General features: G+C 73.3%; 19 protein-coding genes. 6 read left to right on the forward strand and 13 right to left on the reverse strand.

The features are described from left to right. Positions 1 to 10: 10 nt before the first annotated feature. The 3 genes from P2H44_RS22430 to P2H44_RS22440 form a co-directional block, all read right to left on the reverse strand. Entirely contained in the window at positions 11 to 3,421 is a 3,411-nt protein-coding gene (locus tag P2H44_RS22430) for a TonB-dependent receptor domain-containing protein (RefSeq protein ID WP_275767250.1), read from the reverse strand. After that, on the reverse strand, positions 3,418 to 3,849 hold the full coding sequence (locus P2H44_RS22435; RefSeq protein ID WP_275767252.1) for a hypothetical protein: 432 nt from the start codon (positions 3,847 to 3,849) through the stop codon (positions 3,418 to 3,420). Before P2H44_RS22435 ends, P2H44_RS22430 begins: the two co-directional genes overlap by 4 nt. A gap of 322 nt (positions 3,850 to 4,171) precedes the next feature. Then, the gene (locus P2H44_RS22440) at positions 4,172 to 4,543 is read right to left on the reverse strand and encodes a YchJ family protein (protein WP_275767254.1); all 372 of its coding nucleotides are present in this window, start codon (positions 4,541 to 4,543) and stop codon (positions 4,172 to 4,174) included. Positions 4,544 to 4,750: 207 nt separating this feature from the next. On the opposite strand from P2H44_RS22440, the gene P2H44_RS22445 reads away from it, so the two are divergent. Together P2H44_RS22445 and P2H44_RS22450 are read left to right on the forward strand one after the other, a co-directional pair. Continuing rightward, on the forward strand, positions 4,751 to 5,701 hold the full coding sequence (locus P2H44_RS22445) for an aminotransferase class IV (RefSeq protein ID WP_275767255.1): 951 nt from the start codon (positions 4,751 to 4,753) through the stop codon (positions 5,699 to 5,701). Then, a complete protein-coding gene (locus P2H44_RS22450; protein WP_275767256.1) occupies positions 5,701 to 6,420 on the forward strand; it encodes a sulfotransferase-like domain-containing protein in 720 nt (239 codons plus the stop codon). Before P2H44_RS22445 ends, P2H44_RS22450 begins: the two co-directional genes overlap by 1 nt. Positions 6,421 to 6,564: 144 nt before the next feature. Here the strand turns inward: P2H44_RS22450 and P2H44_RS22455 are convergent, their stop codons facing one another. From P2H44_RS22455 to P2H44_RS22490, 8 genes are all read right to left on the reverse strand, one after another. Continuing rightward, positions 6,565 to 8,124, reverse strand: coding sequence for an AMP-binding protein (locus P2H44_RS22455; protein WP_275767258.1), 1,560 nt, complete (start codon positions 8,122 to 8,124; stop codon positions 6,565 to 6,567). 70 nt (positions 8,125 to 8,194) lie between these two features. Next, complete coding sequence (locus P2H44_RS22460) at positions 8,195 to 8,992, reverse strand: enoyl-CoA hydratase/isomerase family protein (RefSeq protein WP_275767260.1); 798 nt, start codon at positions 8,990 to 8,992, stop codon at positions 8,195 to 8,197. Positions 8,993 to 9,399: 407 nt separating this feature from the next. Then, on the reverse strand, positions 9,400 to 11,283 hold the full coding sequence (locus P2H44_RS22465; RefSeq protein ID WP_275767263.1) for a patatin-like phospholipase family protein: 1,884 nt from the start codon (positions 11,281 to 11,283) through the stop codon (positions 9,400 to 9,402). A gap of 5 nt (positions 11,284 to 11,288) precedes the next feature. Then, a complete protein-coding gene (gene acpS, locus P2H44_RS22470; protein WP_275767265.1) occupies positions 11,289 to 11,735 on the reverse strand; it encodes a holo-ACP synthase in 447 nt (148 codons plus the stop codon). Further along, entirely contained in the window at positions 11,732 to 13,018 is a 1,287-nt protein-coding gene (locus P2H44_RS22475; protein ID WP_275767266.1) for an NAD(P)/FAD-dependent oxidoreductase, read from the reverse strand. Before P2H44_RS22475 ends, acpS begins: the two co-directional genes overlap by 4 nt. 7 nt (positions 13,019 to 13,025) lie before the next feature. Further along, positions 13,026 to 14,654 carry an AMP-binding protein gene (locus P2H44_RS22480; protein ID WP_275767268.1) on the reverse strand — a complete coding sequence of 543 codons (1,629 nt, stop codon included), beginning with the start codon at positions 14,652 to 14,654 and terminating at the stop codon, positions 13,026 to 13,028. A gap of 53 nt (positions 14,655 to 14,707) precedes the next feature. Beyond that, positions 14,708 to 14,935 (reverse strand): acyl carrier protein, encoded by a 228-nt coding sequence (locus tag P2H44_RS22485; RefSeq protein WP_275767270.1) that lies wholly within the window; start codon positions 14,933 to 14,935, stop codon positions 14,708 to 14,710. Then, entirely contained in the window at positions 14,905 to 16,827 is a 1,923-nt protein-coding gene (locus P2H44_RS22490) for an aldehyde dehydrogenase family protein (RefSeq protein ID WP_275767272.1), read from the reverse strand. The genes P2H44_RS22485 and P2H44_RS22490 overlap by 31 nt, the downstream gene beginning before the upstream one ends. 249 nt (positions 16,828 to 17,076) lie before the next feature. On the opposite strand from P2H44_RS22490, the gene P2H44_RS22495 reads away from it, so the two are divergent. The 4 genes from P2H44_RS22495 (at position 17,077) to P2H44_RS22510 (ending at position 23,127) form a co-directional block, all read left to right on the forward strand. After that, positions 17,077 to 20,253 carry an outer membrane lipoprotein-sorting protein gene (locus P2H44_RS22495; RefSeq protein ID WP_275767274.1) on the forward strand — a complete coding sequence of 1,059 codons (3,177 nt, stop codon included), beginning with the start codon at positions 17,077 to 17,079 and terminating at the stop codon, positions 20,251 to 20,253. Further along, positions 20,222 to 21,472: a hypothetical protein gene (locus P2H44_RS22500; RefSeq protein ID WP_275767275.1), complete on the forward strand. Its 1,251-nt coding sequence runs from the start codon at positions 20,222 to 20,224 to the stop codon at positions 21,470 to 21,472. Before P2H44_RS22495 ends, P2H44_RS22500 begins: the two co-directional genes overlap by 32 nt. A 255-nt stretch (positions 21,473 to 21,727) precedes the next feature. Beyond that, positions 21,728 to 22,492, forward strand: a complete 765-nt coding sequence (locus P2H44_RS22505; protein ID WP_275767276.1) for an SDR family NAD(P)-dependent oxidoreductase — start codon at positions 21,728 to 21,730, stop codon at positions 22,490 to 22,492. Positions 22,493 to 22,866: 374 nt separating this feature from the next. Further along, positions 22,867 to 23,127: a hypothetical protein gene (locus tag P2H44_RS22510; protein WP_275767278.1), complete on the forward strand. Its 261-nt coding sequence runs from the start codon at positions 22,867 to 22,869 to the stop codon at positions 23,125 to 23,127. Positions 23,128 to 23,151: 24 nt separating this feature from the next. On the opposite strand, the gene P2H44_RS22515 is transcribed toward P2H44_RS22510, so the two are convergent. Together P2H44_RS22515 and P2H44_RS22520 are read right to left on the reverse strand one after the other, a co-directional pair. After that, the gene (locus tag P2H44_RS22515; RefSeq protein WP_275767279.1) at positions 23,152 to 25,665 is read right to left on the reverse strand and encodes a hypothetical protein; all 2,514 of its coding nucleotides are present in this window, start codon (positions 25,663 to 25,665) and stop codon (positions 23,152 to 23,154) included. 4 nt (positions 25,666 to 25,669) lie between these two features. After that, positions 25,670 to 25,906, reverse strand: coding sequence for a hypothetical protein (locus tag P2H44_RS22520; RefSeq protein WP_275767281.1), 237 nt, complete (start codon positions 25,904 to 25,906; stop codon positions 25,670 to 25,672). Positions 25,907 to 26,069 lie beyond the last annotated feature (163 nt).

Consider the following 26,069-nt stretch of genomic DNA (forward strand, 5'->3'; position numbering starts at 1 on the left):
CGCGGCCATCTCAAAACCGCACCGCGGCGGTCAGCCAGATCGACCGGCCCAGGGGGCGCTGGCCGAAGGGCCGCTCCAGCTCCGCGTCCAGCAGGTTGCGCAGCTCGGCCCCCAGGGCGAGGCGCTTGTCGAGCGGCTCCCACGACAGGGCCGCGTCGACCGTCCAGACCGGGCCCAGCCGCCCCGCCCCCGGCCCCGCCCAGGCGTCGGAGGTCCACACCGCCTCGAGCGAGGCGCGAAGCTGCGCGGGGTTGGCCCAGGCGAGGCCCGCCCGCCCCGTCCAGTCGGGCGTCGCGGGCAGCCTTCGCCCCGTGGCAGGGCCGTCGTCGATGCGCCCGTCGGCATGGACCAGCCCGGCCGACAGGCCGAAGCCGCCGCCCAGCCACAGGTTCGCCGTCGCCTCGGTCGCGTGCAGCGTCGCCCGGGGCGCGCCGAAGTCGACCAGCATGTCGCCGGTGTCCCAGCGCAGCCCCTCCAGCCGCAGGCTCTGGTGCTCCACGGCCAGGTGCAGGCGCGCGCCCAGGTCGGCGTCCCAGCGCAGGATGCCGCCCCACAGCTCCCCGTCCGCATCGAAGCCCGGCCGCAGCGGCGCAAGGCCGAGCACCGTGGCCGGCGACAGCGAGACCGAGGCGGGCGCGGCCTCCCGCAGGATCGCCGCGCGGAACCGACCCCCGACCGGAGGCCGCCAGGCGAGGCCCGCGCGCGGGGCGATCCAGGGCTCCCCCCCGCCGTCGTCCCGCGCGCCGAGGCCGATCCCCGCCTCCGCCTCCAGCTCCGGCGTCAGGCGCTGGCGGCGGTCGAGGAAGACCTGGCCCAGCGTCGAGGACTCGGCGCTGCGCTGGGGCGTGACGACCAGCACGCCGGTCCCGAGATCGAGCAGGCCGAACGCCCCGGTGGTGCGCGAGCGGGCGCCCTGCGCCTCGATCCCCGCGGCCCATTCCCCGCCCGCGTCCGCCGCGCGCCAGCCGAGGCCCGCGAACCACGACTCCGCCCGCTGAGAGGCCTGCGCCTCCAGCAGCGAGGGCGACGGGCGGGGGACCACGCGCAGCGCGGCGTCGTCGCTCTCCTGCCGCGCATAGGTCGCGAAGCCGGTCAGGTAGGCGCGCCCGGCGAGGCGGACCGACCCGCCCAGGCCCACCGACGTCTCCCGGCTGCGGGCGGCGTCCGAGGCGGGCAGGCCGTCGATCGGATCGTCGTCGCGCGGCCCGTCCTCGGCCCAGGACAGCAGCCCGAACAGCCCCAGCCGCGGCGAGGGCGCGGCGCCGATCAGCAGGTTCGCGTCGCGCGGGGAGGCGGAGGTCCGCCCCGGCCCCTCCGCCTGCAGCCCGCCCAGCTCCGCCGACAGGGCGAGCGGCGTCCAGCGCCGGTCGAAGGCCTCCAGCTGCATGCGTCCGCCGCGGGCGTCGACGTCGTCGAAGCCCGCGACCGCCTCGGCCTGCACGTCGACGAACGGCCGGCGCAGCAGGTCGGTGGTGCGCAGGCGGGCGCTCGCCGCCAGCGGCTCGATCTGCAGGCCCTGCACCGCGCCCGCGTCGCCGCCCGAGGCGTCGAGCGCCCCGCGGCCCACCGAGATCCGGCGCGCGACGCTCTCGGCGAAGAGGCTGTCGGCGGCGAGCGGGTCGTAGGCGGCGTCCCCCACGTCGCGCGCCCAGTCGTCCAGCCCGATGAAGGAGAAGGCCTCGGCCAGCCGCGAGCCGGCGCGGCGGTCGGCGGCCAGCCGCCAGGCCTGCCCGCCCTGGCTGCGCTGGAGCCTCAACGCCTCGCGGGCCTGTACGATCGCCGCGTCCGCCTCCCCGCGGTCGAGCGCGATGGCGGTGCGGATCTCGGGCGTCAGCGGGTCGTTGGGGTCGAGCCTGCGGGCGGCGTCCAGCTCCTGCTCCGCCCGGCGCAGGTCGCCCGCCTGCCAGGCGGCGACGGCCAGCATCAGAGAGGTCTCGCCCGCCGCCGGCTGGGCGGCGAGCGCGCGCAGGAGGGTGTCGCGGGCGCCGGGGTCGTCCTCCTGGATCTGGATCCGCCCCAGCGCGCGCAGGCCGAGATAGCCGCCCGGATCGTCGCGCAGGAGCGAGTCCGCGAGGTCGCGCGCCTCCTCTGACCGCTCCGCGTCCATCAGCAGGATGGCGAGGTTCGCCCGCGCCTCCACCCGGCCGGGGGCGAGGGCGATCGCCTGCCGGAAGGCCGCCTCCGCCCCCACCCGGTCGTCGAGCGCGTCGCGCGCGAGGCCGAGCGCGTTCCACAGCGACTCGCGCTCCGGGTCCTGCGCCAGGGCTTCCATCAGCAGGGCCTCGGCGGCGCGGTGATCGCCCTCCATGTCCGCGAGGCGCATCGCCTCGGCCTCCAGCGCGGGGAGGGAGCGGGGGGCGTCGGCGCGCAGGCGGGCGGCGAGCGCCTGGGCCCCCTCGGCGTCGTCGCGCAGGACCGCGAGCTGCAGCGCCGCGGCGAGGTCGGCGGGCGTCGCGCCCTGCGCCAGCGTCGCCTGCGCCGCGTCGAGATCGCCCGCCAGCGCCTGCGCCACGCCGCGCCCGGTCCCGTCGATCCGCGCGCCGGCCTCGGGCGGGGGCGCGAAGCCCTCCCCCGCCGACGCGCGGGCGAAGGCGGCGAGCCATCCGGCGGCGGCCCGACGCTCGGGGTCGAGGCCGGGCGCGGCCGCCTCGAAGCCCCGCGCGGCCTCCGCCGGGCGGCCGGCGCGCAGGGCCTGCGCGGCCTCGGCGAAGCGCGCCTCGGACAGCGGCGCGGCGCCGGGGCCGGCAAGGGCGGCGGCGGCGTCCAGCAGCGGCTCGACCGCGTGGTCGGGCGACAGGGTGTAGATCATCTGCGCCTGTTCGCGCCGCGGCGCGACCAGCAGCTTCACCGGCGCCCGGCCGGGCGCCGCCAGCGCCTGCTCCCCCGCCCCCGCCGTCACCGAGCCCAGCGCGTTCGAGAGCGCCACCGACCCGTCGTAGACCGCGAGCCGGGTGGTCCCGTCGCCCGTCACCTCGACCGACCAGTCGGTGCCGCGCACCGCGGCCGCGGCGGTGGGGGTTCGCAGCTCGGTCCCGCCCTGGCCGCGGCGGCTGCGCGCCCAGATCGTCCCGCGCCGAAGGGTCAGGGTCGCGCCGTCGGCCGAGACCGCGTTCACCACCAGCTCGCTGTCGCGATGCAGGCGCATCACCGTGCGGTCGGCGAAGAGGATCGAGACCAGCCCCGCCGGCCCGGTGCGCAGCACGTCGCCGGCCAGCAGGTCCTGGCCCAGCAGCAGCGCGTCGAAGGCCTGCGCCTCGACGAAGCGGATGGTCTCGCCGGACTGGCGGGCGACGACCGATCCGCTGGCGACGCCCGGGCGCGGGATCGGCGCCTCGGCGCCCCGGACCTCGCCGAGGCTCGTCGTCGCCGCCGCCAGCGCGAGGAGGAGGCGGGCGACGGCGCCCGTCCCGGCCCGCGTCATGGCAGGACGAGCGCGGCGCTCAGCGCCGTCACGTAGATCCCCACCAGCACCACCCCCGCCCGCATCCGCCGGCGCTTGGCGAGGTAGATGCCGTGCAGCACCCCGATCGAGGCGGCGTAGTCGACCCCGAAGTCGGTGCGCGAGACATGCGCGGCCACCTCCTCGGGCGTCCGGGCCGAGTCGAACAGCATCCCGGTGCCCGGCCGGCCGGAGCGGGGCAGCAGGCACAGGATGAACAGCAGCGTCGCCGCGCAGAAGAACGCGGCCTGCAGCGCGCGCGCCCACAGCGGCAGATGCGCCTCGGACAGGCGGGCGGCCAGCGGCGAGACGGTGATGGTCAGCACCGCCAGGAAGATCTGCGCCTTGGTGTCGAGCGCGCGGATCGCGCCCTCGTACATGCGCAGGATGGTGTCCTGCGGATCAGCCATCGCGGCGCCTCTCGCCCCCGCGGCCTGCACCCCGACCTGCCGTCGAGCGACGTTTGCGACTCGGCATATGCCTGAAACCCTGAACCTGAAGCCTCAGGATGCACTGCGACCGCAGGCGCCCGCTCTCCCGATCCCGACCCGGGGCGACGGATTTGGAAGGGGAAGCCGGTGAGGTCGGCGGTCCGCGGCCGGAGACGCGGTCCGCCCGCCGCGCCCAGGCGCCGTCGGAGGGGGGACTCGGCGCGCGCAGCCATCCGTGACGCCGTTCAGGACCGGCTGCGGGGGGGGGGCGACGTCAGGCCGTGATGCGGAGGCCCCGGGGTCAGCTCACCTCGCCGTCGACATAGACCCATCCCGGCCCCTCGCGCCGGAAGCGGCTGGTCTCGGTCAGCCGGCCCGTGCGGGCGCCCTTGCGCCAGGTCGCGGTGAAGCGGACCCGCGCCGTGGCGGGCCCGGTCGTCTCGTGGGAATGGACCGTCAGGCCGGTCCAGGCCTGGGCGGGGTCGAGGGTCAGGTCCGCGGGGCGCGTCTCGGCCGCCCAGCTCTTGCGCAGATAGGCCGCGTCGCCCCGGTGGAAGGCGCAGTAGCGGGAGCGCATCAGCTCCTCGGCGTCGCGCGCCGGGGCGCCGAGGTGCAGCCGACCGCAGCACCCGGCGTAGGTCTTGCCGCTTCCGCACTCGCACGGCTGAAACATCCGCCCGTTCCTTTCGTCTCATCCCGCCGGCGCGCCTCGCGCTCCGCCGGGCCGTCTTGCGCACGATACCGCAGGCCATGCGGGGCGGCGCAAGTCCAGCCCGAACGATCCGGCGGGGACGACGGGAGCGTCGCCCCCTTGCGCCGCTCCGCCCCGCCGGCCGATCATGCGCGCCCCGTCCCCTCGCCCCCTGGAGCCAGCCGCCCCATGCCAGACGAACAGACCGCCGGTTCCGGCGGCGCCGCCCATGCCGCCGAGGTCGACGCGCGCAACGAGGAGATCCTGATCTGGATCGACGGCGCCCTGCGCCCCAGGGCGCAGGCGACCGTCTCGGTCTACGACTCCGGCTTCCTGCTCGGCGACGGGGTGTGGGAGGGGCTGCGCCTGCACAACGGCCGCTGGGCCTTCCTCGACGACCACCTCGACCGCCTGTTCGAGGCGGCGCGCGCCATCGACCTCGACATCGGCCGCGACCGCGCCGGCGTCGTCGCCGCGCTGGAGGAGGTGCGGACCGCCAACGGCATGGTCGAGAACGCCCACGCCCGCCTGATGGTCACCCGGGGCGTGAAGGCCCGGCCCTTCCAGCACCCCTCGCTCAGCCGCTCCGGCCCCACGATGGCGATCATCGCCGAGCATTCGGTGCCCGCCGGCAAGGCGGGGCAGGGGCTGCGGCTCGCCACCGTGCCGCAGGTGCGCGGCCTGCCGATGAGCCAGGACCCGAAGCTGAACTCCCACTCCAAGCTCAACTGCGTGCTGGCCGCGGTGCAGGCCGAGAAGGCGGGCGCCGACGAGGGGCTGATGCTGGACCCCCATGGCTTCGTGAACACCACGAACTCCTGCAACTTCTTCATCGTCCGCAAGGGCGAGCTTTGGACCTCGACCGGCGACTACTGCATGAACGGCATCACCCGGGCCAAGACGCTGCAGCTGGCGCGCGAGGCCGGCATCCCCGCGTTCGAGAAGAACTTCTCCCTCGTCGAGACCTACGGCGCCGACGAGGTCTTCGTGACCGGCACCTTCGGCGGCCAGACCCCGGTCGCCGAGCTGGACGGGCGCCGCTACGGCGACGGGACCGCGGGGCCGGTCACGCGGAGGATCCAGGACCTCTACCGCGCGCTGGTGCGCCGCGACGTCGGGCTGGACGGGGCCCGCGGCTGATGCGGATCGTGATGTGGTCGGGGCCGCGCAACCTCAGCTCGGCGATGATGCGCAGCTTCGGCAACCGCCCGGCGACGGACGTGGTCGACGAGCCGTTCTACTCCGCCTACCTGACCGCCACCGGGCTCGACCACCCGATGCGCGAGGAGATCATCGCCTCCCAGCCCTCGGACTGGCGGGAGGCGGCGCGGGCGCTGGCGGCGCCGCCGCCCGCAGGCCGCGTGCGCTATGAGAAGCACATGGTCCAGCACATGCTGCCGGGCATGGACTTCGACTGGATGGAGGGGGCGCAGGTCGCCTTCCTGATCCGCGACCCGCGCGAGGTGGCCGCCAGCTTCGGCGCGAAGCGGGCGGGGTATCTCGAGAGCGAGCTCGGCTTCGCCCGCCAGCAGGAGATCTTCGACCTCGTCGCCGCGCGGCAGGGCCATCCGCCGCCGGTGGTCGACGCCGCCGACGTCCGGCGCGACCCGCGCCGCGTGCTGTCGGCGCTGTGCGCCGCGCTGGGGCTGCCCTTCGACGAGGCGATGCTGGCATGGGCGCCGGGGCTGCGCCCCTCCGACGGGGTCTGGGCGCCCCACTGGTACGGGTCGCTGGAAACCTCGACCGGCTTCGCGCCGCCGTCCGACGCGGGGCCGCCGCGGCTCGACCCGGAGGTGGAGCGGGCGCTTCGGCCGGCGATGGAAAGCTGGCGGCGGCTGTCGGAGATCGCGCTGCGCTGAGCGGCCGCCGGGTCGGGCGGCCGCCCGGGGGCGGGGCGAATGCAGCCGTCCGGACGCTGGCGCGACGCCGGTGCCGAAACGCCCCGCGGCGGCCGGGCCGGAGGCGCGCCGGACCCCGCCGCAGGGCAGGGACCGGGGCACGGGTCAGATCGCGCGGTCCAGCGCCTCCCAGTAGGGGGCGCGGATCTTGCGCTTGAAGATCTTGCCCGTGTCCTCGCGGGGCAGCGTCGCCTCGAACACCACCTTGCGCGGGATCTTGTAGGAGGCGAGCGAGCCTTTCAGCGCCGCCTTCAGCCCCTCCTCGGTCAGGGTCGCGCCGGGGTCGGGCTGGACATGGGCGCAGACCACCTCGCCGTAGGTCTCGTCGGGGATGCCGAAGACGGCGCAGTCGTAGACGCCGGGGACCTTGTGGATCTCGGCCTCGATCTCGGCCGGATAGACGTTGGTGCCGCCGAAGATGATCATGTCCGAGGCGCGGCCCGAGAGGTAAAGGAACCCCTCCGCATCGAGGCGCCCCATGTCTCCCGGCGCCAGCAGCCCCCGCGCCCGCCCGGCCGACCGGCGCTTGGCGTCGTCGCCGTGATAGGTGAAGTCGGGATAGCAGACCCGGCGGGCGACGATCTCGCCGCTCTCGCCCGTCGGCAGCGGATTGCCGTCGGCGTCCTGGATCTCGATCTCGCAGCCCGGCAGGGCGCGGCCGACCGTGCCGGGATGGTCGAGCCATTCCTGCGCCGTGCAGAAGGTCACCGCGCCCAGCTCGGTCGAGCCGTAGTGCTCGGTGATCACCGGGCCGAACCAGTCGATCATGGCGCGCTTCACATGCGGCGGGCAGGGCGAGCCGACATGGTTGACGCTGACCAGCGAGGAGACGTCGTGGCGCGCCTTCACGCTCTCGTCCAGCGACAGCAGGCGCACGAACATCGTGGGCACCATCAGCGCGTGGGTGATGCGGCTTTCCTCGATGCGCGCCAGCACCCGCTCGGCCTTGAAGCGGGGCTCGACCACCAGGTTGCCGCCCATGCCGTAGACGCCGAACAGCCAGCCGTTGGGCGAGGAATGGTAGGCCGGGCCGGGGATCAGGAACACCACCTCGTCCATCCGGTCCTGCCAGCCGTCGAGCCCGCCGACGATGCGGATCATCTCGGCCGAGGCCTCGACCTCGGCCTCGGTCGGCGGGGCCCGGCGCACGCCCTTGGGGTTCCCGGTGGTGCCGGAGGTGTAGATCATCGAGCCGGGGGCGACGGCGAAGGGCGGCTGCAGCTCGTCGTTGGCGGCGACGAACTCCGCCCAGACCTCGACGCCCTCGGGGACCGCGGCGGTGGCGGCGTCGACGGCGTAGTCCTCGCGGATCAGGGCGGGGGTGGGGGCGGCGACGATGCGCGCGCGCGCCGGCAGCGCGCCCTGCGCCCGGCGCAGCAGGTCGGCATGGGCGACCACGACCTTCGCCCCGCAGTTGTCGATGACGTAGCGCACCTCGTCGGGGGTGTTGTGCCAGTTCACCGGCACCACGTAGGCCCCGACCAGGCCCGCGGCGAGCGTGGCGGCGATGAGCTCGAAGCTGTTGCGCATCAGCACGGCGACCACGTCGCCCTCGCCCACCCCCATGGCGCGGAAGCCGGCGGCGGCGCGGCGGGCCTCGGCGTCGATCTGCGCGTGGGAGCGGGTCTCGTCCCCGATCCGGACCCAGGGTCTTGCAACGGTCATGAACAGTACTCCCGCGCCCGGCCTCGTCGGAGCGCGCCGCCGGCCGGGCGGGGCGGCGCGCCGTCAGGTCTCAGCGGCCGGTGAAGACCGGCTCGCGCTTCTCGAGGAAGCTCTTCACGCCCTCGCGGTGGTCCTCGGTATCGAAGAGGCGATAGATCGTGTCGATCGCCCAGGATCCCAGCTCCCGCGGGTCGCCGTAGGCGGAGCGGCGCAGCCCCTCCTTCATGCAGCGCAGCGCCAGCGGCGGGTTGCGCGCGATGCGGGCGGCGAGCGCCTCGGCCTCGGGCATCAGCTCGTCATGGGGGACCACGCGGGAGACGAGGCGGTAGTCGAGCGCCGTCTGCGCATCGATCACGTCGCCGGTGTAGAGCAGCTCCGCCGCCCGCTCCGGTCCCACGATGGCGGGCAGGCGCAGGAGCCCGCCGATGTCGCAGATCAGGCCGCGGCGGATGAAGAGCTCGGCGAAGACCGCCTTTTCGGAGGCGATGCGGATGTCGGCGTAGAGCGCGAGCTCCATCCCCCAGCCCACCGCCGAGCCGTTGACCGCGGCGATCACCGGCACGGGGCACTCGAGCGCCGCCATCGCGGCCGGCGTCGGCGGGCGCTTGGCCAGTGTGGAGGGGGGCTTCTTCTCCCCCGTCATCATCTCCTTCACGTCCTCGCCCGCGCAGAACGAGGGGTCGGCGCCGGTGACCAGCACGCAGCGCACCTCGTTGTCGGCGGAGGCGCGGCGGAAGGCGGCCTCGAGCTCGTCGTAGGCCTGCCGGTTCAGCGCGTTGCGCCGATGCGGGCGGTTGAGGGTGATGCGGGCGACGTGGTCGCGGACATCGTAGATCAGGGTGTCGAAACCGGGCGCGGCTCCGTCCATGGCGTCGTCTCCTCCCCGCGGCGCCGTCCGCGGAGGCGGCGGGCCGTCGTCGGTCTTGGGGCCGAGGGGAGGTCGCGGCGCAGCCCCCGCCTGCAGGCGGGCGAGCCGGGCGTCGGCGATGTCTCCTCCCCTTCGGGGCGTCGCCGGTCTGCGCCGGCGTCCGTTGCGCCAAGATATTAGCTGGTCGATTAAACAGCAATCCCCTCTTGGGCCGCGTGACGACGCCCCATGCCCGCGGCGGGGCTCGGTCCGGCGGCGACGAGGGGGCGCGGTCCCGATATCGCGCGCCTCCGTAGGCGGCGCGTCCTGCCCGCCGTCATGGCGACGCCCGGGATGCCCGGAGCCGGGCGGTTCGACCGTCGGGTTCGGCGCGCGGCGTCGTCCCGTTCCGCCCCCGGGCGCCGCCCTCAGGCGGGCGCGCCGCGGACGCGGAACAGCGGGCGCCCCGCGCGTTTCCGGGCGGCGGCCTCCTGCGCGGCGTAGCGGTTGGCCTCGTCGATCAGCGCGTGGCAGCGCCGCCAGTCGAGCGCGCCCATGTCGGCGGGGATCGGGGGCATGAAGACCTCGTCGTCCGGCCCCACCCCCGAGGCCATGTCCAGCCGGCCGATGTCCAGCGCCCGCATCAGCACCGCGCGCGCGCTGGGCGCCCCGGGCAGGCGGGCCGAGCGGCCGGGCAGCAGCGCCGAGAGCAGCAGGCGGCGCCGCGACGGCAGGTCGGTGTAGTCGATCCGTGTGCGCGGCAGCGGCGGCGCGCGGAACGCCAGCACGGCGTTGGGGCCGGACTTCAGCTCGGCCATGCTGCGGATCGGCACGTTGTCGATCGTGGCCCCGTCCACCAGCACGTCGCCGTCGCGGGCGAAGAACGGCGGCAGCAGGCCGGGGATCGCGCTGCTGGCGCGGATCGCCTCCCACAGCGGGCCCTCGCGCAGGATGCGCAGCCGCCCGGTCGCCAGCGAGGCGGCGGCCGCGAAATAGGGCGCCCACAGGTCGCGGATGTCGACCGAGCCGTAGTTCTCGCGCAGCGCGTCGTCGAGCGTCTGGTGATCCAGCAGCGCGTAGCGCGGCCAGGTCCAGCGGCGCATCGCCTTCCGGCGCACGAAGATGTCGAGCAGGCGCCGCTCGATCTCGCGTGCCGGGACGCCCAGCGCGAAGGCCGCCGCCATGGCGCTGCCGCCGGAGGTGCCGCCATAGGCGTCGAAGCGAAGGCCGGCGCCGCGCAGGCCCCGGTGCAGGCCGATGTGGGCCGCGCAGAAGGCGCCCCCGCCCGCCGCCACCAGCCCTACCGCGCGCCCGGCGAGGAAGCGGGCGAGGCGCGCGAAGCTCTCGCCGCTGGAGAGGGACACGTGGTGGTGCAGCGCCACCTCGCGCGTGGCGAGCCAGAACGCCGTGTTCGCGGCCACGCCCGTCGTCGCCTGGCGCAGCACCAGCCGCAGGTTCGCCGGCCGGTGCATCGACATCGCCGCCCGCTCCAGCGGATTGGGCGTGCGGTCGGCATCCGAGGCCGCCGCGGCGGCGTCGCCCACCATCAGCACGACGTCCGCCTGGCGCAGGATCTTCAGGGACCACGGGCTCGCCTCGTCGTCGGCGAGGTAGAGGACCGTGTCGTGCCGCTGCTCGAGCGCGTTCAGCGCGGCCGTCGCCTCGGGCGACTCGAGCGCGAGGCCTCGCGTCAGCGAGGCGAGGTCCTCCCGGCGCGCCAGGAGCACCGAGCCATGCGCCGCCATCGCCGCCGCCAGCCGCTCGGCGAGCTCGGGCGCGAGCCGGGTCGCGCCGGCGCGGATCAGGGCGATGGTCCGCGCCGGGCGGAGCGCCGGGACCGAGCGCCGCTCGGTCGTGGCGGCGAGCCGCCGCGACAGGAACGCGGCGATGGCGTGCATCAGCGAGGGATGCTCGGCCGAGACCCGCTCGAAATCCGCCCGCTTCAGGCGCAGCACCAGGCTGTCGCGCGTGGCGCGAACCGTGGCGGTGCGCAGGCCGCCGCCGAAGAAGGCGATCTCGCCGACCGGGTCGCCGGCGCCGAGCTCGGCGATGGGCGTCTCGCGGCCCGCCTGGGTCACCTCGAACCGGCCGGAGACGACGAGGTAGAGCGCGCGGGCAGGCGCCCCCTGTTCCAGCAGCACGTCGCCGCGCGCGATGTGCTTCGGGCGCAGGCGGCGGGTCAGGTGGGCGACGATCTCGGCGTCGATCTCGCGGAAGGCCTCCAGCGCGTCGAGGCCGATCGCGTGCAGCTCCGCCGTCGGCGCAGGGTCCGGCGACGGCTTCGGGTCGGGCGGGGGGGCGTTGTCGTGCATGGCCGCTATCGCCCCGTCCGGCCGGTCCCCGCGCCGGCGGCCTGCGGTGTGGGCGCCGCGGCGGCGTCCGGCGCCAGCAGGATCGCGAGCGCATGCGCCTGAGCGTCGGTGGCCGAAAGGCACAGCCGCCAGCCGCCCCCGCCGCGCGCGCGCGCGACCTCGGCGGCGCGGCGGTGGAGACGCAGGCGGGGCGCGCCGCCGCGGTCCGCCTCCACCTCGATCTGCGAGAACCAGAGGCCCTGGCGGATGCCGGCGCCCAGGCATTTCATCGCCGCCTCCTTGGCGGCGAAGCGCAGGGCGTAGGGCAGGACGGGGTTCGCGCGCCGCTCCGCCGACGCGATCTCGGCGGGGGTGAAGACGCGGCGGCGGAAGGCCTCGCTCTCCAGCCGCCGGGCGAACCGCGCGAGGCCCACGGCGTCCATGCCCAGGCCCAGGATCGCGCCCCCGCTCATCTCAGGCGCCGGCTGAAGGAGGTCTGGCGCCCCGAGACGCCCAGCAGGATCCAGTCGGTCAGCACCCGCGCCGCCTGTCGTCGCGAGGGCTGGAAGTAGAGGAAGAAAAAGAACCGCGCCGTCCAGCCGATCCAGCCCTTCAGGGGCACGCCGTAGAGCTCGCCCATGCCCTTGCCGATGCCCAGGCTCGCCGCCTGCCCCAGGCCCCGGTAGCTGAACACCCGCAGGGGGCGTCCCTCGATCGTGCGGGCGATGTTGTCGCCGACCCAGACGCCGTGCTTGATCGCCCACAGCGCGTTCATCGGGCAGGGGCCGCCCTTGATGAAGGGGACCTCGGCCGCGTCGCCGCCGGTCCACAGGCCGGCGTGGCCGCGCACGCGCAGGTGTTCGTCGGCGATCAGCTGGCCCCGGGCGTTGCGCGGCAGCGCCTCGGCGCCGGGGAAGGTGACGGTCTTCTGACCGACGGTGCAGATCACGAGGCGGGCGGGAAGCGTCTCGCCGGTCGAGAGGACCACGCCCTCCTCCGTCGCCTCGGTGATGCGGGTCTCGAGGCGCACGTCGATGCCGTAGGCCGCCAGCTGGCGCACGGCGTAGTCCACCAGCCCCTGGAAGCGCGGGCGCAGCACCGGCAGCAGCGCGTCGCCCGAGTGGACCAGCGTCATCCGGGGCTTCGCCTCGGCCAGCACCGGGAACTGGGGGGCGAGCGTGCGGATCATCTCGGCGATGTTGGAGGCGAGCTCGACCCCGGTGAAGCCGCCGCCGGCGACCACGATGCCCAGCCAGGCGTCCCGCTCGGGGCCCGGGGGCGCGGCCTGGGCCTGCTCCAGCGCGGCGAGGATGGCGCCGCGGACCGCGTCCACCCCCCCCTCGACCTTGACCGAGAGGCCGTGGCGGTCGAGGCCCGGGACCTTCTCCGCCGCGTCATAGGCGCCGTTGGCCAGCAGCAGGTGGTCGTAGTCCAGCGTCGCCGTCCCGCCGCCCTCGACGTATTCGATCGTCACCGTGCGCCGGTCGAGATCCACGGCCGTCGCCCGGGCGAGGCGGAAGTCGAGGCCCTGCAGCAGCCGGCGCAGCGGGCTGCGGCGGCTCTCGCTGCCGATCACGCCGGTGACGCTCTCGGCCGTCCAGCCGTGGAACGAGTGGTAGGTCTTGGGCGCGACGACGGTCACCGTCACCTCGCCCGCGCGGATCCGCCGGCGCAGGCGCCGCCGGATCGACTTCACCGCCCAGAGCGCCGTGTAGCCGGCGCCGACGATCACCACCTTCTGCGGGGTCCCGGCCATGGCGGGCCTACGACGTCGGGTAGATGAGGAGACCCTCCTCGGCGAGCCTGCCCGAGAGGTAGCGCTCCTTCAGCTCGGCATGGCGGATCTTGCCGTTGTAGGTGAAGGGCACGGTCTGCTTCTTGACCAGGTGGACGCGGCCGGGGCGGAAGCCCAGCCGCTCATGGATCGCGCGCACGATGCGGCGCACGACGTCGGCGGGCTCGATCCCCTCGCGCTCGAATTTCCCGCGGCTCTCGGCGAAGACGTAGACCTGCTCGCCCGCCGCATTCCCGCGGTTGATGCCCACGGCGGCCGAGCAGCGGATCTCGGGGAAGTCGTCGACCAGCTCCTCGATCTCGCGCGGCGAGAGGGTGCGGCCCGACTGCTTGATGACGTTCTTCTTGCGCGCGACCATGAACAGGTCGCCGTCGGCGTCCCTGTAGGCGAGGTCGCCGGTGCGGATCCAGCCGTCGCCCCAGAACAGGTTCGCCGTGGCGTCGGGGTTGCGGAAGTAGCCCTGGGTTCCCGAGGGGCTCTTGAACACCAGCTCTCCGATCTCGCCGGTGGGAAGCTCCCCCTCCTCGGAGACGATCTTCATCTCCAGGTCCGGCAGCGCGTAGCCGATGGCGACGTTGCCCCGCTCGTCGACCTTGATGGGCCGCTTCTCCAGACCCCAGAAGGAGACGCCGACCGAGGACTCGGCCAGGCCGTAGCCCGGCTTCACCGCGAAGGGGCAGCCGAAGCGTTCCTCGAACTGGCGCACGGTCTCGGCGCGCACCGGCTCGGCGGCGTTCAGCGCGAGGCGGAGGTGGGAGAGGTCGTATTTCGACGGATCCCGCACCTGCCCCAGCGCCTGGCGGAAGCCGATGTCCGGGGCGGCCGTGAAGGTGCCCTTGTGGCGGGTGATGGCCTCGAGCCAGTTGGACATCCGGGTCAGCGAGGTCGGCAGCAGGATCAGCCGGGCGCCGGCGTAGAACGGCGCCATGGTCATCAGGATCAGCCCGAGGTCATGGTAGACCGGCAGCCAGGAGACGAGCACGTCGCGCTCGTCCATCTTCGAGGCCTCGATCATCTGGCGCAGGTTCGCCACCAGGTTGGCGTGGGTCAGCATCACGCCCTTGGATTCGCCGGTGCTGCCGGAGGTGTACTGCAGGAAGGCGAGGTCGTCGGGCTCGGGGCGCGGGAACGCGTCGTCCGGGTCGCCGTCGAGGCACTGGTCGAAGGTGAAGAGCTCCGCCCCGAAGGCCTTCAGCCCGGCGCGGTAGGTCTCGATGATCTCGGCCGGCGTGTCGGCGGGCACGATCACCGCCTTCGCCCCGCAGGAGGTGAAGATCGACAGCGCCCGCTTCATGCCCGAGCCGGGGAAGATCGGCACGCTGACGCCGCCCGCGCGCTGGATGCCGTAGAAGGCGGCGAAGAACTCGACCCCGTTGGGGAAGATGATCATCACCCGGTCGCCCGGCCCGATCCCGCGGGCCTTGAGGAACGAGGCGACGCGGTTGATGTCGGCCCACATCGCCGCGAAGCTGACCGAGGTTTCGCCGAACAGGAACGCCTCCTGGTCCGGCGTCGCGACGGCGCGGTATTCGAGCATGTCGATCAGGGTCTCGACGTCGTCCAGGGACGCCGGCCGTCGGGGTGCATCGAGCGTCATGGGATCCTCCTTGTCGCGGACCGGTGTTCGCGGCGCGCGGCCGCGGTCCGGCCTCAGGCCTTCTGAAGCGCGAGGAACAGGTCGTTCACGGTCGCGATCTCGGCGATCCGGTCCTCGGGGACGACGATGCCCATGCGGTCCTCGACGGCGGCCACGATGTTGGCCACGTCGGCGGATTCCGCGCCCAGGTCCTCGGCGATGCGCGCGTCGGGCGTGACCTCGGACGGGTCCGCCCCGAGCTGGTCGGCGATCAGATCGACGACTTCCTGAAACGTAGCCATGAGAGGGCCCTCCCCACCTTGCTGACCATGAGACTTCTCCGCCGCACCATCCGCATCGCCGTGTCGCTCAGCAGCATCAGCCGGCCGGGCGAGTAGAAGGCGATGCGCTTGATGTTGCGCACGTGGGTGTAGGTCACGTTGTCCGTGGTCGACGTTCCCCCGAACGTCCCGCAGCCCAGCGTGAGCGAGGGGCTGAGCCCCGTGGACATGCCGACGACCCCGTGCGCGCCGGGCGAATTCACCAGGATCCGGCTGGCCGTCATCGCCTCGCCGAACCGTCGCGCGCGGGCGCGGTCGCGGGTGTGGATGATGGCGGTGTGGCCCAGCCCGTCGATCTCCAGCAGGCGGCGGGCGGCGTCGAAGCCCTCCGTCTCGTCCGCCACCGTGTAGAGGCTGAGAACCGGGGCCATCTTCTCCCGCGAGAGGGGGTTGTCCTTGGCGATGCGCGCGTCGGGGACGACGATCACCCGGATGGGAAAGGGCCGCTCGACCCCGATCCGCTCGGCGATCTCGCGCGCGGGGCGCCCGGTCAGGTCGCCCGACAGGCCGCCGCGGCGGGCGTCGAGGGCGCGCTCGTGGAACCGCGCGGTCTCGGCCGGGTCCAGCACCGCGACGCCGTTCGCCTCCAGCGCCGCGACGAAACGGTCGCGGATCGCGGCGACCGCCAGAAGGTTGTGCTCCGCCCCGCAGATCAGGCCGTTGTCGAAGGATTTCGAGGCCGCGACGCTCGCCGCCGCATGGGCCACGTCGGCGTCGGCGCAGATCAGCGTCGGCGCGTTGCCCGAGCCCACGCCGATCGCCGGGTTGCCGGAGCTGTAGGCCGCCTTGACCAGGCTGGGCCCGCCGGTCGCCAGCACCAGCGCGATGCGCGGATGGCCCATGAAGGTGACCACCTGCTTGCGCGAGCCGCCGCGCCCCGAGATCCACTGCACCAGGTCCACCGGCGCGCCGTGCCGGGCCAGCGTCTCGACCACGATCTCGCCGACCCGCCCGCAGCAGCCCAGCGCGTCGCGGTTGGGGCTGAGGATGACGGCGTTGCGCGACTTGATCGCGATCAGCGTCTTGAAGATGAAGGTCGAGGTCGGGTTGGTCGCCGGCACCACCGCGAAGATCACGCCCGCGGGGCACGCCACCTCCAGCACCCCGTCCAGCCGGTGCGCGGCCACCACGCCCGCCCCCCGGCGGCCGTTGAACGAGTGCCAGACGCCCAGGCTCGCCACCCGGTTCTTCATCGTCTTGTCGGCGGCGTCGCCCATGCCCGTCTCTTCGACGGCGAGCGTCGCCAGCGCCTCGGCCTCGGCCTCCACCGCGCGGGCGAGCGCGAAGGTCAGGTCGTCGATCCGCCGCTCCGGCCAGTCCTGGATCTGCGCCATCGCCGCCTCGGCGCGGGAGATCATCTCCTCGACCACCGGGTCGCGCTTCGAGGCGATCAGGTTGTCGAGCCGCCCCGACGTGCTGCGCAGCTTCAGCGCCGCCGCGCGCCCCAGCGCGCCGATCAGCGCCATGCCGACCTCGGGGTGATCCCGCTTCAGCAGCTCCAGCGCATCGCGGGAGACCTTGCGCAGCCTGAGGTCGGTCTGCGCCACCGCCGAGGCGCTGCGGGGCAGTTCGTCCAGCAGGCTCAGCTCGCCCAGGATCGTCCCGGGCTCGAGAAAGGCGAGCACGTTGTCCTGCTCGTCCGGGTCGCGGTCGGCGGCGTCGAGCTCGATCCGCACCAGGCCGTCGTCGATGATGTAGAAGCCGTCGGACTCGTCCCCGATGCGGAAGATCGGCTCCCCGCGGGGGTGGCGGATCTCCTCGACGTATCGCGACAGCACGTCCTGCGAGCGCGTCGTCATCCGGTCGAGCGGCGAGGGCCAGTCGGTCCGGGCGATCTCGCTCGCGGCCTGCATGATCGCTCGATCCCCCCCTTCGGCCCGGACCTCCGGACCGCGACGCCGGTTGCCCCTCCGCGCGACGACAGCCGCGCGGCGGCCCTGGCCGTTGCGCGATTCACCTCACGTCACTTTCAGACAACCATATTGAAGACGTTGCGGAAAGTGGAGTCGGCGACTTGAAACAATTTTCGCGCGCGACGGTTGACAGCGGCTTCCCCGGCGTGGGCTTACTTGGCGTCATAGACCGGGGGGATAGGGGCCGCCATGACACCGCTCCAACCGACGGGAGGCGTCTCGGCGCGCGTCGCCGAAGCCATCGTCCGACTGCGCGCCCTGTGGCTGGCGATGACCGTCGCGCTGATCGGACTGTCGGTGGCGCAGATCGGCGGGATCGTGCCGCTGAACGCGGATGCGCGGATCTTCTTCGCGCAGGAGAACCCCGACCGGCAGGCGCTGGACGAGTTCGAGGCGACCTTCAACAAGAACGACACGATGATCGTCGCCGTCGCCCCGAAGGACGGCGAGGTCTTCACGCCCGAGACGCTCGCCGCGGTGGGCGAGCTGACCGAGCGGGCCTGGTATCTGCCCTTCGTGCGCCGGGTCGATTCCATCACCAACTTCCAGCACACCTACGCCGACGGCGACGACGGGCTGGTGGTGCGCGACCTGGTCCCCGACCCCGCCTCGGTCACGCCCGAGGAAGCCGCCGAGGCGAAGGCCATCGCGCTCGACCGCCCGGAGCTGATCGGCACCGGCTTCCTGCCCGCCGACGGCACGGCGGCGACCGGCGTGCAGATCGCCTTCTCGCTGCCCGGCGTCGACCAGGAGGTCGAGATCCCCGAGGTCGTCGGCGAATACGAGGCCCTGCGCGCCGAGATCGAGGCCGCGCACCCGGGCGTCGAGCTCCGAGCCGCCGGCATCATCCTGACCAACAACCAGTTCAACGTGGCGGGGCAGGAGGACGGGCAGACGCTGTTCGGCCCGATGTTCCTGCTGATCCTGCTGATCGTGGGGCTGGCGATCCGCTCGATCCTCGCCAGCCTCGCGGTGCTGCTGATGATCATCCTCTCGGCGCTGGCGGGGCTGGGGGCGGCGGGATGGCTGGGCTATCAGCTCAACCTGATCACGGTGCTCTCGCCCCTCTACATCATGACGCTGGTGGTGGCCTCGGCGGTGCATGTGCTGTCGGCCTGCCGCCAGGCGATGCTGGACACCGACGACCGCAAGGAATGGGCGCGCCGCACGCTGACCGACCACATGGGCGCCATCGTGCTGGCCAGCGTGACCACGGCGCTGGGCTTCCTGTGCCTGAACTTCTCGATCTCGCCGCCCTTCCGGCAGCTGGGCAACATCGTCGCCGTGGGGGTGCTGGCGGGGATGCTCTACACCCTGACCCTGCTGCCGGCGCTGATCACCTACCTGCCGATCCGCCGCTCGACCACGCGCCCCGCCGCGCAGGCGCTGACCGGGCGCATCGCCGAGTTCGTCATCGCCAACAGCCGCGCGGTCCTGCTGGGGGGCATGGCCTGCGCGGTGGCGCTGCTGGCCGGCTTCAGCCAGCTCAAGCTCGAGGACGACTTCCCCCGCTATTTCGACGAGCGCTACGCCTTCCGCCAGAACACCGACTTCGTCGAGGACAACCTGACCGGCGTGAACGTGCTGAACTGGCCGCTGCCCGCGGGCGAGCCGGGGGGCGTCAACGACCCGGCCTTCCTGGCCGAGGTCTCGGCCTTCGTCGACTGGCTGCGCGCGCAGCCGGAGGCGACGACCGTCACCTCGCTGACCGACACGATCAAGCGCCTGAACATGAACATGCACGGCGACGATCGCGACTTCCTCCGCCTGCCGACCGAGGCCGAGGCGGCGGCGCAGTACCTGCTGCTCTACGAGCTCTCCCTCGGCTACGGCATGGACCTGACCGACCAGGTCGACATCCAGCGCGAGATCCTGCGCGTCGGCGTGCCCATGGCCCGCACCTCCACCGCCGAGATGCGCGAGCTGTCGCTGCGCGCCGGCGACTGGCTGCGCGAGAACGCGCCCATCGCCCAGGCGGCCTGGGAGGCGAAATATCCCGACGTGCCGATGATCACCCCCACGGGCATCGACTACGTCTTCAGCCTGATCTCCTACCGCGACGTGCGCGCGATGCTGGTCGGCTCGCTGGTGGCGCTGGTGGGGATCTCGGGCCTGATCATGCTGGCGCTGCGCGACCTGAAGATCGGCGCGCTGAGCCTGGTCCCCAACGTCGCCCCCGCGCTGATGGGCTTCGGCGCCTGGGGCTGGCTGGTCGGCGAGGTGACGCTGGCGATCTCGGTGGTGCTGGCGGCCACGCTGGGCGTCGTCGTCGACGACACCGTGCACTTCCTGTCCAAGTATTCCGCCGCCCGCCGCGCCGGCGCCTCGGCCGAGGACGCGGTCCGCCAGGCCTTCGCCAAGGTCGGCATGGCGATGATCGTCACCACGCTCAGCCTCGTCGCGGGCTTCGGCATCCTCGCCCAGTCCGGCTTCGCGGTGAACGGCGAGATGGCCGAGCTGACCGCCATCACCATCTCCATCGCGCTCGTCGCGGACCTGCTGATCATGCCCGCCCTCCTGATCCGGCTCGACAAGAGGAGACCCTCCGTGTCCAAGGTCGCCGCCGCCGCCGGGGTTCTCGCCCTGGCCGTCGCCCTGCTCGTCCCCCCCGGCGCGCACGCCCAGTCCGCGCAGGAGAAAGGCCTCGCCATCGCGCAGGAGGCCAAGGACCGCGACCGCGGCTGGGGCGACTTCTCGGTCGAGGGGGAGATGGTCCTGCGCGACAAGGGCGGCGCCGAGAGCCGCCGGGTGTTCGAGTCCCTCAACGTCGAGCGTCCCGACCCGTCCGTCGGCGATCTCGCGATCATCGTCTTCTCCCGGCCCCGCGACATCCGCGGCACCGCCCTGCTGACGCATGCCAACATCGAGCCGCAGGACGACGACCAGTGGCTCTATCTGCCCGCGGTGAAGCGCGAGAAGCGGATCTCGTCCTCCAACCGCACCGGCAAGTTCGTCTCATCGGAATTCTCCTACGAGGACCTGACCAGCCAGGAGGTGCCCGACTACACCTACGAATGGCTGCGCGACGAGCCGTGCCCGAACGCGCCCTCGCTGACCTGCCACGTCGTCGACAGCTTTCCCAGGAATGCCGCGTCGGGCTACTCGCGCCGCACGGTCTGGCTGGACGCGCAGCACTTCCGCTTCCAGCAGGTCGCCTTCCACAACCGCCGCGGCGCGCTGGAGAAGACGCTGACCTTCTCCGGCTACCAGCAATACCTGGGCCGGTACTGGCGGCCCGACCTGATGCGCATGGTCAATCACCAGACCGGGAAGGAGACCGACCTGATCTGGTCGAACTATCGGTTCCGCTCCGGCCTTCGCGAAGACGACTTCAGTGCCCAGCGTCTCAAGACCTTTTCGCGCTGAGCGGACGGCCGCCGCGCTGGCGGCGCTGCTGCTGGCCGCCGGGCCCGCGTCGGCCGAGGGCCTCGCGCCCGAAGCCTACGACCTCTTCGGCGAGATCGAGCTGGAGGGGACCGGCTTCCTGCAATCCCCGCAGTTCGCCGGCCAGCGGCGAGACGACGTCTCGGTCGCCGGCAAGGCGACCTTCCTCGCCGAATGGGCGGGCGGCGACGCCGTGCTGCGCATCACGCCCTTCGCCCGACTCGACGCCGCCGACGACCGCCGCACCCATGTCGACCTGCGCGAGGCGAAGCTCGACCTCTACCGCGACGACTGGAGCTTCCGCATCGGGATCGACACGGTGTTCTGGGCCAAGACCGAGGCGGTGCACCTCGTCGACATCGTCGCCCAGGACGACCGGATCGAGGACATCGACAACGAGACCCGCCTCGGCCAGCCGATGCTCCGCGTGGGGTGGCTGAGCGAGCTGGGCGAGCTGTCGCTGTTCTACCTGCCGTACTTCCGCGAGCGTCCGACGCCCGGCCGCACGGGCCGCCTGCGCCTGAACCCGCCCGTGGCGGACGCGCGCCCCGTCTACGACACCGGCGCCGAGGAATGGACCCCCAGCTTCGCCGCCCGCTTCGCGGGCGTGGCGGGCGACGTGGACTTCGGCCTCTCGGCCTTCCACGGCCTCGGCCGGGAGCCCGCCCTGTTCCTCGACCCCGGCGGCGCCCTGCGCCCGTTCTACGAGCGCATCACCCAGGTCGGCCTCGACCTGCAGTACACCTCCGACGCGACGCTGTGGAAGTTCGAGGGGATCCACCGCTCCGGCCAGCGCAACCTGTCCTTCGTCGAGGAGAGCTACCTCGCCGCCACCGGCGGCGTCGAGCACACGCTCTACGGCGTGCTCGACACGCCCGGCGACCTCGGCCTGATCGCCGAATACGCCTGGGACCAGCGCGGCGAGGACGCGCTGACGCCCTGGCAGAACGACCTGTTCCTGGGCGCGCGCCTGGCGCTGAACGACGTCTCCGACACCTCCGCCCTGATCCTCGGCTCGGTGGACCTGGGCGACGGCGCGGTCGGCGTGCGCCTGGAGTTCGAGCGCCGCATCGCCCCCAACCTCAGCCTCGGCCTCGAAGCCCAGGCCTTCCTCGGCTTCGACCAGAGCGCCCCCTTCGACGCCTTCGCCGACGACAGCTATCTCCGCGTCCGACTGACCCGGTTCTTCGGGCTGAAGTGAGCGCGGAGGACGGGCGACGGCGGACGGGAAAAGCCTTCTCGACCGGGATCCGGCCCCAGACCTGCCGAAGCCGAGGGCTCGTGCCGGGGCGCCGCATCGTCGTCAGGCGATCGCCCGGACCGGCTGCGCGCAGGCGCCTCGGGGGCGCGCCGCGCGGCCGCATCGTCGACGCTCGCCATCACGCCTGCGCGCCGTATTCTGGCCGACGCGCCCGGCCGACCGCCGTTCCCCTCGCCCCATCCGGAGACCGTCCCCATGCAGATCCCCCGCAGACTGGAAGGCCGCGCGGCCATCGTCACCGGCGCCGCCGGCGGCATCGGCGCCGCGACCGCCGCCCGCCTCGTCGCCGAGGGCGCGCAGGTGCTGATCGCCGACCGCCAGGACCACGTGGCCGAGACGGCGGCGCGGATCGGCGCCACGCCCATGCTCCTGGACGTCACCGACGCGGACGCGGGACCGCGCCTGGCGCAGGCCGCGCTGGACGCCTTCGGGCGCATCGACATCCTGTTCAACAACGCCGGGATCGGCGGCTCGAAGCGGCTGGAGGACTCGGACGACGCGCATCTGGAGCGGTTCCTTGCGGTCAACCTGCTGGCGGTGATGCGGGTGACGCGGGACGTGCTCCCGCACCTGACGCGGCCGGGCGGGGCGATCATTTCGACCTCGTCGTCGCTCGCCTTCGTGGGCTACCCGGGGACGGCGGCCTATGCGCCGACCAAGGCCGCGGTGCGCCAGATGACCAACCAGCTGGCCGCCGAGCTGGGCCCCGAGGGGATCCGGGTCAACGCGGTGGCGCCGGGGTGCATCGAGACGCCGATGACCTCGAAGAACGTGCATGAGAACCCGCTCTACCAGCGCAACTTCATCGCGAACACGCCGCTGCGCCGCTACGGCGCCCCCGAGGAGATCGCCTCGGTGGTGGCCTTCCTCGCCTCCGACGACGCCAGCTTCGTGACCGGTCAGACGATCGTCGTGGACGGCGGCTGGGTCGGGGGGCGCAACCTGCCGCTGGACGGTTGAACCCGGAGCGGAGGCCGGGACGGAGGCGGCTTGCAGGGCCGTGATCGGTCGAGGCGGCCGGGCCTGCAGCGTCCCCGGCGCATCGACCGAGCGCATTCTCTCGCGTCATGCCGCCGTCTGCCGCCGCCTCGCCGATGCGACGCCGCTCCCGCCGGCTCCGCGGAGATCGGGCGTCGATCCGCATCGAAGGGGCCCGGTCGGTGCCGCCGGCCTCGATGTCCAGGGCGGGAAGACGCCCCGCCCGGGCGGGCGCATCCGCCTCGATCCGCACGGGGAAGTCATGGGCGGCTTCATCCTGCGGTGCGGGCCTGCTATGCTTACGCAAGGTCCGCCCAAGCAAGCGCTCACGAAACAAGTTCCGGAGCCTATCCGCAGTGAGAATCTCAGGCATCGCCATGGCCGTCTCGGCCCTTGGCATCTTCGCCGCGGCGGCGGCGCCGTGGTCGGCGGTCCCGACGGCCGAGCCCGCCGCGCCCGCGTCGCGCTCGACCCTGGAGTCGGACGGCGGGGTCCTGCGGCTCGCGCAGACCTACAGTTCCAAGTGCGTGACGCCGACGACGATCTGCTTCGTCAACCCCGCGCCGGTGGGCAATCCCTGCTCCTGCGGCGCCTCCCAGGGGCGCATCCAGCGCTGAGGCCGAGGGCCGGGGCGCAGCGCGTCAGCGCTCCGGCGCGTCCTCTTCGCAGCGCCGGTCGACCCCCTCCGGCATGAGCACCCGGATCTCCTTGGCGGAGGTCGCCGACCCTTCGCTCGTCCAGACCCGCAGGATGCGCTGTTCGCCGCCGTCGTCGGCCCGACGGCCGGGCGGGGCGACGGGACCGAATTCCGCGACGATGCCGTCCATGTTCGGCAGCACGCGGATGCGCGAGGCGGTCTGCCCCCCCAGCGTCACCGCCGTGCTGCGCCAGAGGCGCGTGCCGGGGATGAGGATCGCGGCCGGCTGGCAGGCCTCCAGCACCATCGCGCCGTGCGGCGGATCCATGAAATCGTCCAGGATGATCGGCCGGCGCTGCACGTCGAGCGCGCCGCCCCAGATCACGATGTCCAGCGCCTCGAAATCGGGCGGCAGCGGCACCCGCACCGGGTAGGTGGACACGTCGATCGTCTCGCGCGAGTCGTCGTCCAGCCAGCCGGTCGTCACCTCGAAGTTCACCTCGTCCGCCCAGGCGGGGACCGAGATCAGGGCCATCTGGGTGCGCTGCACGGGATCGCCGCCGTCGGGCGGGGCGATCACCCAGCCGAACTCGATCGCCTTGCCGTCGCCGTCGCCCTTGCCTTCCTCCTCGATGCGGCTGTCGCCGAAGCCGACGAGGACCGCGCTCGCATCCGCGGCCTGCTCGTCCGACGCGCGGCCCAGGCCCAGCCAGCCGCCGAGCCCGGCCCGCGCCTCGAGCTTGCGCCGCAGGAGCACGCCTTCCGCGTCGCTCTTGGGGAAGATCGCGTAGGAGTAGGCGTCCTGCTTGGCGAGCTGCTCGATCAGGTTGAAGAGACCGCCGTTGACCGTATAGGCCTCCACCGCCCGGCCGGCGGGACAGCCGGCGAGATCGAATTGCGGCTCCTGGCAGAACTTGTGGGTCTCGTCGCGCGCGCGGGCCTCGGCCAGGTAGGCGGCCGGGAAGTTGAAGCGGGGGACGAGGGCCGCGTATTCGTCCAGCGAGTTCAGCTGACCGTCGTAGCTGACCGCGACGAAGGCGTCGTCCCAGCTCCGCCCCTCGCCGACGTCGGCCTGCATCGCCGAGGCCGTGCGGACCGGGTAGTAGTAGGGCCGCGCCCAGTCGGGGAACTCGCCGGTCTCGTCGGCCGCGATCATGTAGAGCGTGTCCTGCGCCTTGCGCACCAGGAACTGCGGACGCGGTCCGCAATCGGTCAGCACCTCCTTGCGCACCAGGTCGAAGAAGCGCCGCCAGGGTTCGGGTTCGCGCAGGTCCAGCTCGTCCGTCTGCAGCATGCGCGGGTCGCGCAGCGGCTCGCTCTCGTCGATGCTGGCCTGGATCACGTCGGTCGGGATCGAGAGCACGGTCTGCAGGGCGCGCACCGTGACGTCGTCCACCAGCGAGCGGTCGCGGGTCAGCAGCAGGCGCCCGATCGCGACATGCGAGCGCTCGACGAGCCGCTCCAGCTGCTCGACCTCCGCCCGCGCGTCGTCGGCGGCCTTGCGCGCCTGCGCCAGCGGATCGACGGGCGCGGCGGCGAGCGGATCCGCCGGGCGCGCGTGCGGGGCCGCGCCGCCGCCCTGGCGCTGCGCCTCGAGCTCCAGCGTCAGGAGCTCCTCGTCGGCCTTCTCCGCGGTCTCGCGGGCGCCGCGCAGCCTGGCTTCCTGCACCCGCAGGCTGTCGCGATGGACGGCGATCTCCTTGCCGATCGCGCCTGCGGGGGCCCAGCTGTCCTTCGACGGGCAGCCCGGCGCGTTCAGCGCGTAGTAGCCGGCGATGAAGTTGTTCAGCCGGATCTCGATGTTCGCCAGCCAGTTGGCGTAGTGCTCGTCATAGGCCGCCAGCCGCGTCCGGTCCGGCCCCGACGTCTGCAGCGCCGCCGACAGGTGCGGCGCCAGCCCCGGCACGGCCGAGGACGGGTCGCCCGGCGCGAAGAACCGCTCGATCGACACGTGGACGCGGACGAAGGCCCGGTCGACGGTGTTGGCGCCGGGCAGGACCGTGGTGTCGAACTTGAACCCGTACATCGTGTTGCCCAGCAGGTCGTGCCGGTCGTCGAGCATGTTCTCGAGGATCATCTGCCGGATGCGGTCGCGCACGCCCGAGATGATCGTGAACTTGTCGGAGAAGTCGAGCTCGCGCAGCGAGACCTCGCCGGCCGGGGCGGGGCCTCCGGCCGCGGCGCCCTGGGCCTGCGCGGGGGCGCGCGCGTCCATGGTCAGCGACTCCCCGATCATCCGCGCGATCAGGGTGGGATCGAGGTCGAGCGCCTGGAGCTGGTTGCGCAGCCAGTGGTCCTGGTCGTAGCGGTCGTTCACCAGACGCTCGCGCGTGTAGACCTCGGGGCTGTCGACATAGATGGCGCCGTAGGTCTTGAACGGCCAGACCGCGGGCCGCCAGGAGCCCAGCGCGACGAGCGCGACGACGACAAGGGCGAGCCAGCCTGCGACGGAGCCCCACCGGATCCCGGCCAGGCGGGCGCCGAGGGGGGGCGGCCTGTCTTCGCCCGGATCGGTCATGCGCTCAGACGCAGCTTTGCGGTTCGATGGTGCGGGGCTTGCCGCCGCCGGTGCAGATCCGGACCCGCTGGCGGCCGCTGGTGCAGGTGGCCGTGCTCACGACGCGGACCTTGATCGAGCAGTCCCGGGGCGCGGGGGCGGGTTCGGCCTCCTGCTTGCCGCCGCCCTTGCCCTGCGCGACGGCCTCGCCGACCGGCACGGCGGCGAAGAGAAGCGCTGCGACAAACGCGAAACGAAGCATGTTTCCTCACCCGGTAAAGCCTTCGGTCTGAGCCTACCTTACGTTCCGTAAGATTAAAACGCTTCACTTCGGGATCGTTGCGGAGGCCGTCGCGTCGCCGGGCGAGCGTGGGGAAGGGGAGCGCGTAGGCGGCCCGGGTCGGCGGAAGGCGCCGGGCCGGGTC

This window comes from Albimonas marina, assembly GCF_029223255.1.
In the GTDB taxonomy this organism is placed as follows: Bacteria; Pseudomonadota; Alphaproteobacteria; order Rhodobacterales; family Rhodobacteraceae; genus Albimonas.

What these genes read in the sequence shown, in the direction of transcription:
- P2H44_RS22430 (WP_275767250.1), bottom strand. Translation starts at nt 3,421, where the DNA reads ATGACGCGGGCCGGGACGGGCGCCGTCGCCCGCCTCCTCCTCGCGCTG.
- P2H44_RS22435 (WP_275767252.1), bottom strand. Translation starts at nt 3,849, where the DNA reads ATGGCTGATCCGCAGGACACCATCCTGCGCATGTACGAGGGCGCGATC.
- P2H44_RS22440 (WP_275767254.1), bottom strand. Translation starts at nt 4,543, where the DNA reads ATGTTTCAGCCGTGCGAGTGCGGAAGCGGCAAGACCTACGCCGGGTGC.
- P2H44_RS22445 (WP_275767255.1), top strand. Translation starts at nt 4,751, where the DNA reads ATGCCAGACGAACAGACCGCCGGTTCCGGCGGCGCCGCCCATGCCGCC.
- P2H44_RS22450 (WP_275767256.1), top strand. Translation starts at nt 5,701, where the DNA reads ATGCGGATCGTGATGTGGTCGGGGCCGCGCAACCTCAGCTCGGCGATG.
- P2H44_RS22455 (WP_275767258.1), bottom strand. Translation starts at nt 8,124, where the DNA reads ATGACCGTTGCAAGACCCTGGGTCCGGATCGGGGACGAGACCCGCTCC.
- P2H44_RS22460 (WP_275767260.1), bottom strand. Translation starts at nt 8,992, where the DNA reads ATGGACGGAGCCGCGCCCGGTTTCGACACCCTGATCTACGATGTCCGC.
- P2H44_RS22465 (WP_275767263.1), bottom strand. Translation starts at nt 11,283, where the DNA reads ATGCACGACAACGCCCCCCCGCCCGACCCGAAGCCGTCGCCGGACCCT.
- acpS (WP_275767265.1), bottom strand. Translation starts at nt 11,735, where the DNA reads ATGAGCGGGGGCGCGATCCTGGGCCTGGGCATGGACGCCGTGGGCCTC.
- P2H44_RS22475 (WP_275767266.1), bottom strand. Translation starts at nt 13,018, where the DNA reads ATGGCCGGGACCCCGCAGAAGGTGGTGATCGTCGGCGCCGGCTACACG.
- P2H44_RS22480 (WP_275767268.1), bottom strand. Translation starts at nt 14,654, where the DNA reads ATGACGCTCGATGCACCCCGACGGCCGGCGTCCCTGGACGACGTCGAG.
- P2H44_RS22485 (WP_275767270.1), bottom strand. Translation starts at nt 14,935, where the DNA reads ATGGCTACGTTTCAGGAAGTCGTCGATCTGATCGCCGACCAGCTCGGG.
- P2H44_RS22490 (WP_275767272.1), bottom strand. Translation starts at nt 16,827, where the DNA reads ATGCAGGCCGCGAGCGAGATCGCCCGGACCGACTGGCCCTCGCCGCTC.
- P2H44_RS22495 (WP_275767274.1), top strand. Translation starts at nt 17,077, where the DNA reads ATGACACCGCTCCAACCGACGGGAGGCGTCTCGGCGCGCGTCGCCGAA.
- P2H44_RS22505 (WP_275767276.1), top strand. Translation starts at nt 21,728, where the DNA reads ATGCAGATCCCCCGCAGACTGGAAGGCCGCGCGGCCATCGTCACCGGC.
- P2H44_RS22515 (WP_275767279.1), bottom strand. Translation starts at nt 25,665, where the DNA reads ATGACCGATCCGGGCGAAGACAGGCCGCCCCCCCTCGGCGCCCGCCTG.
- P2H44_RS22520 (WP_275767281.1), bottom strand. Translation starts at nt 25,906, where the DNA reads ATGCTTCGTTTCGCGTTTGTCGCAGCGCTTCTCTTCGCCGCCGTGCCG.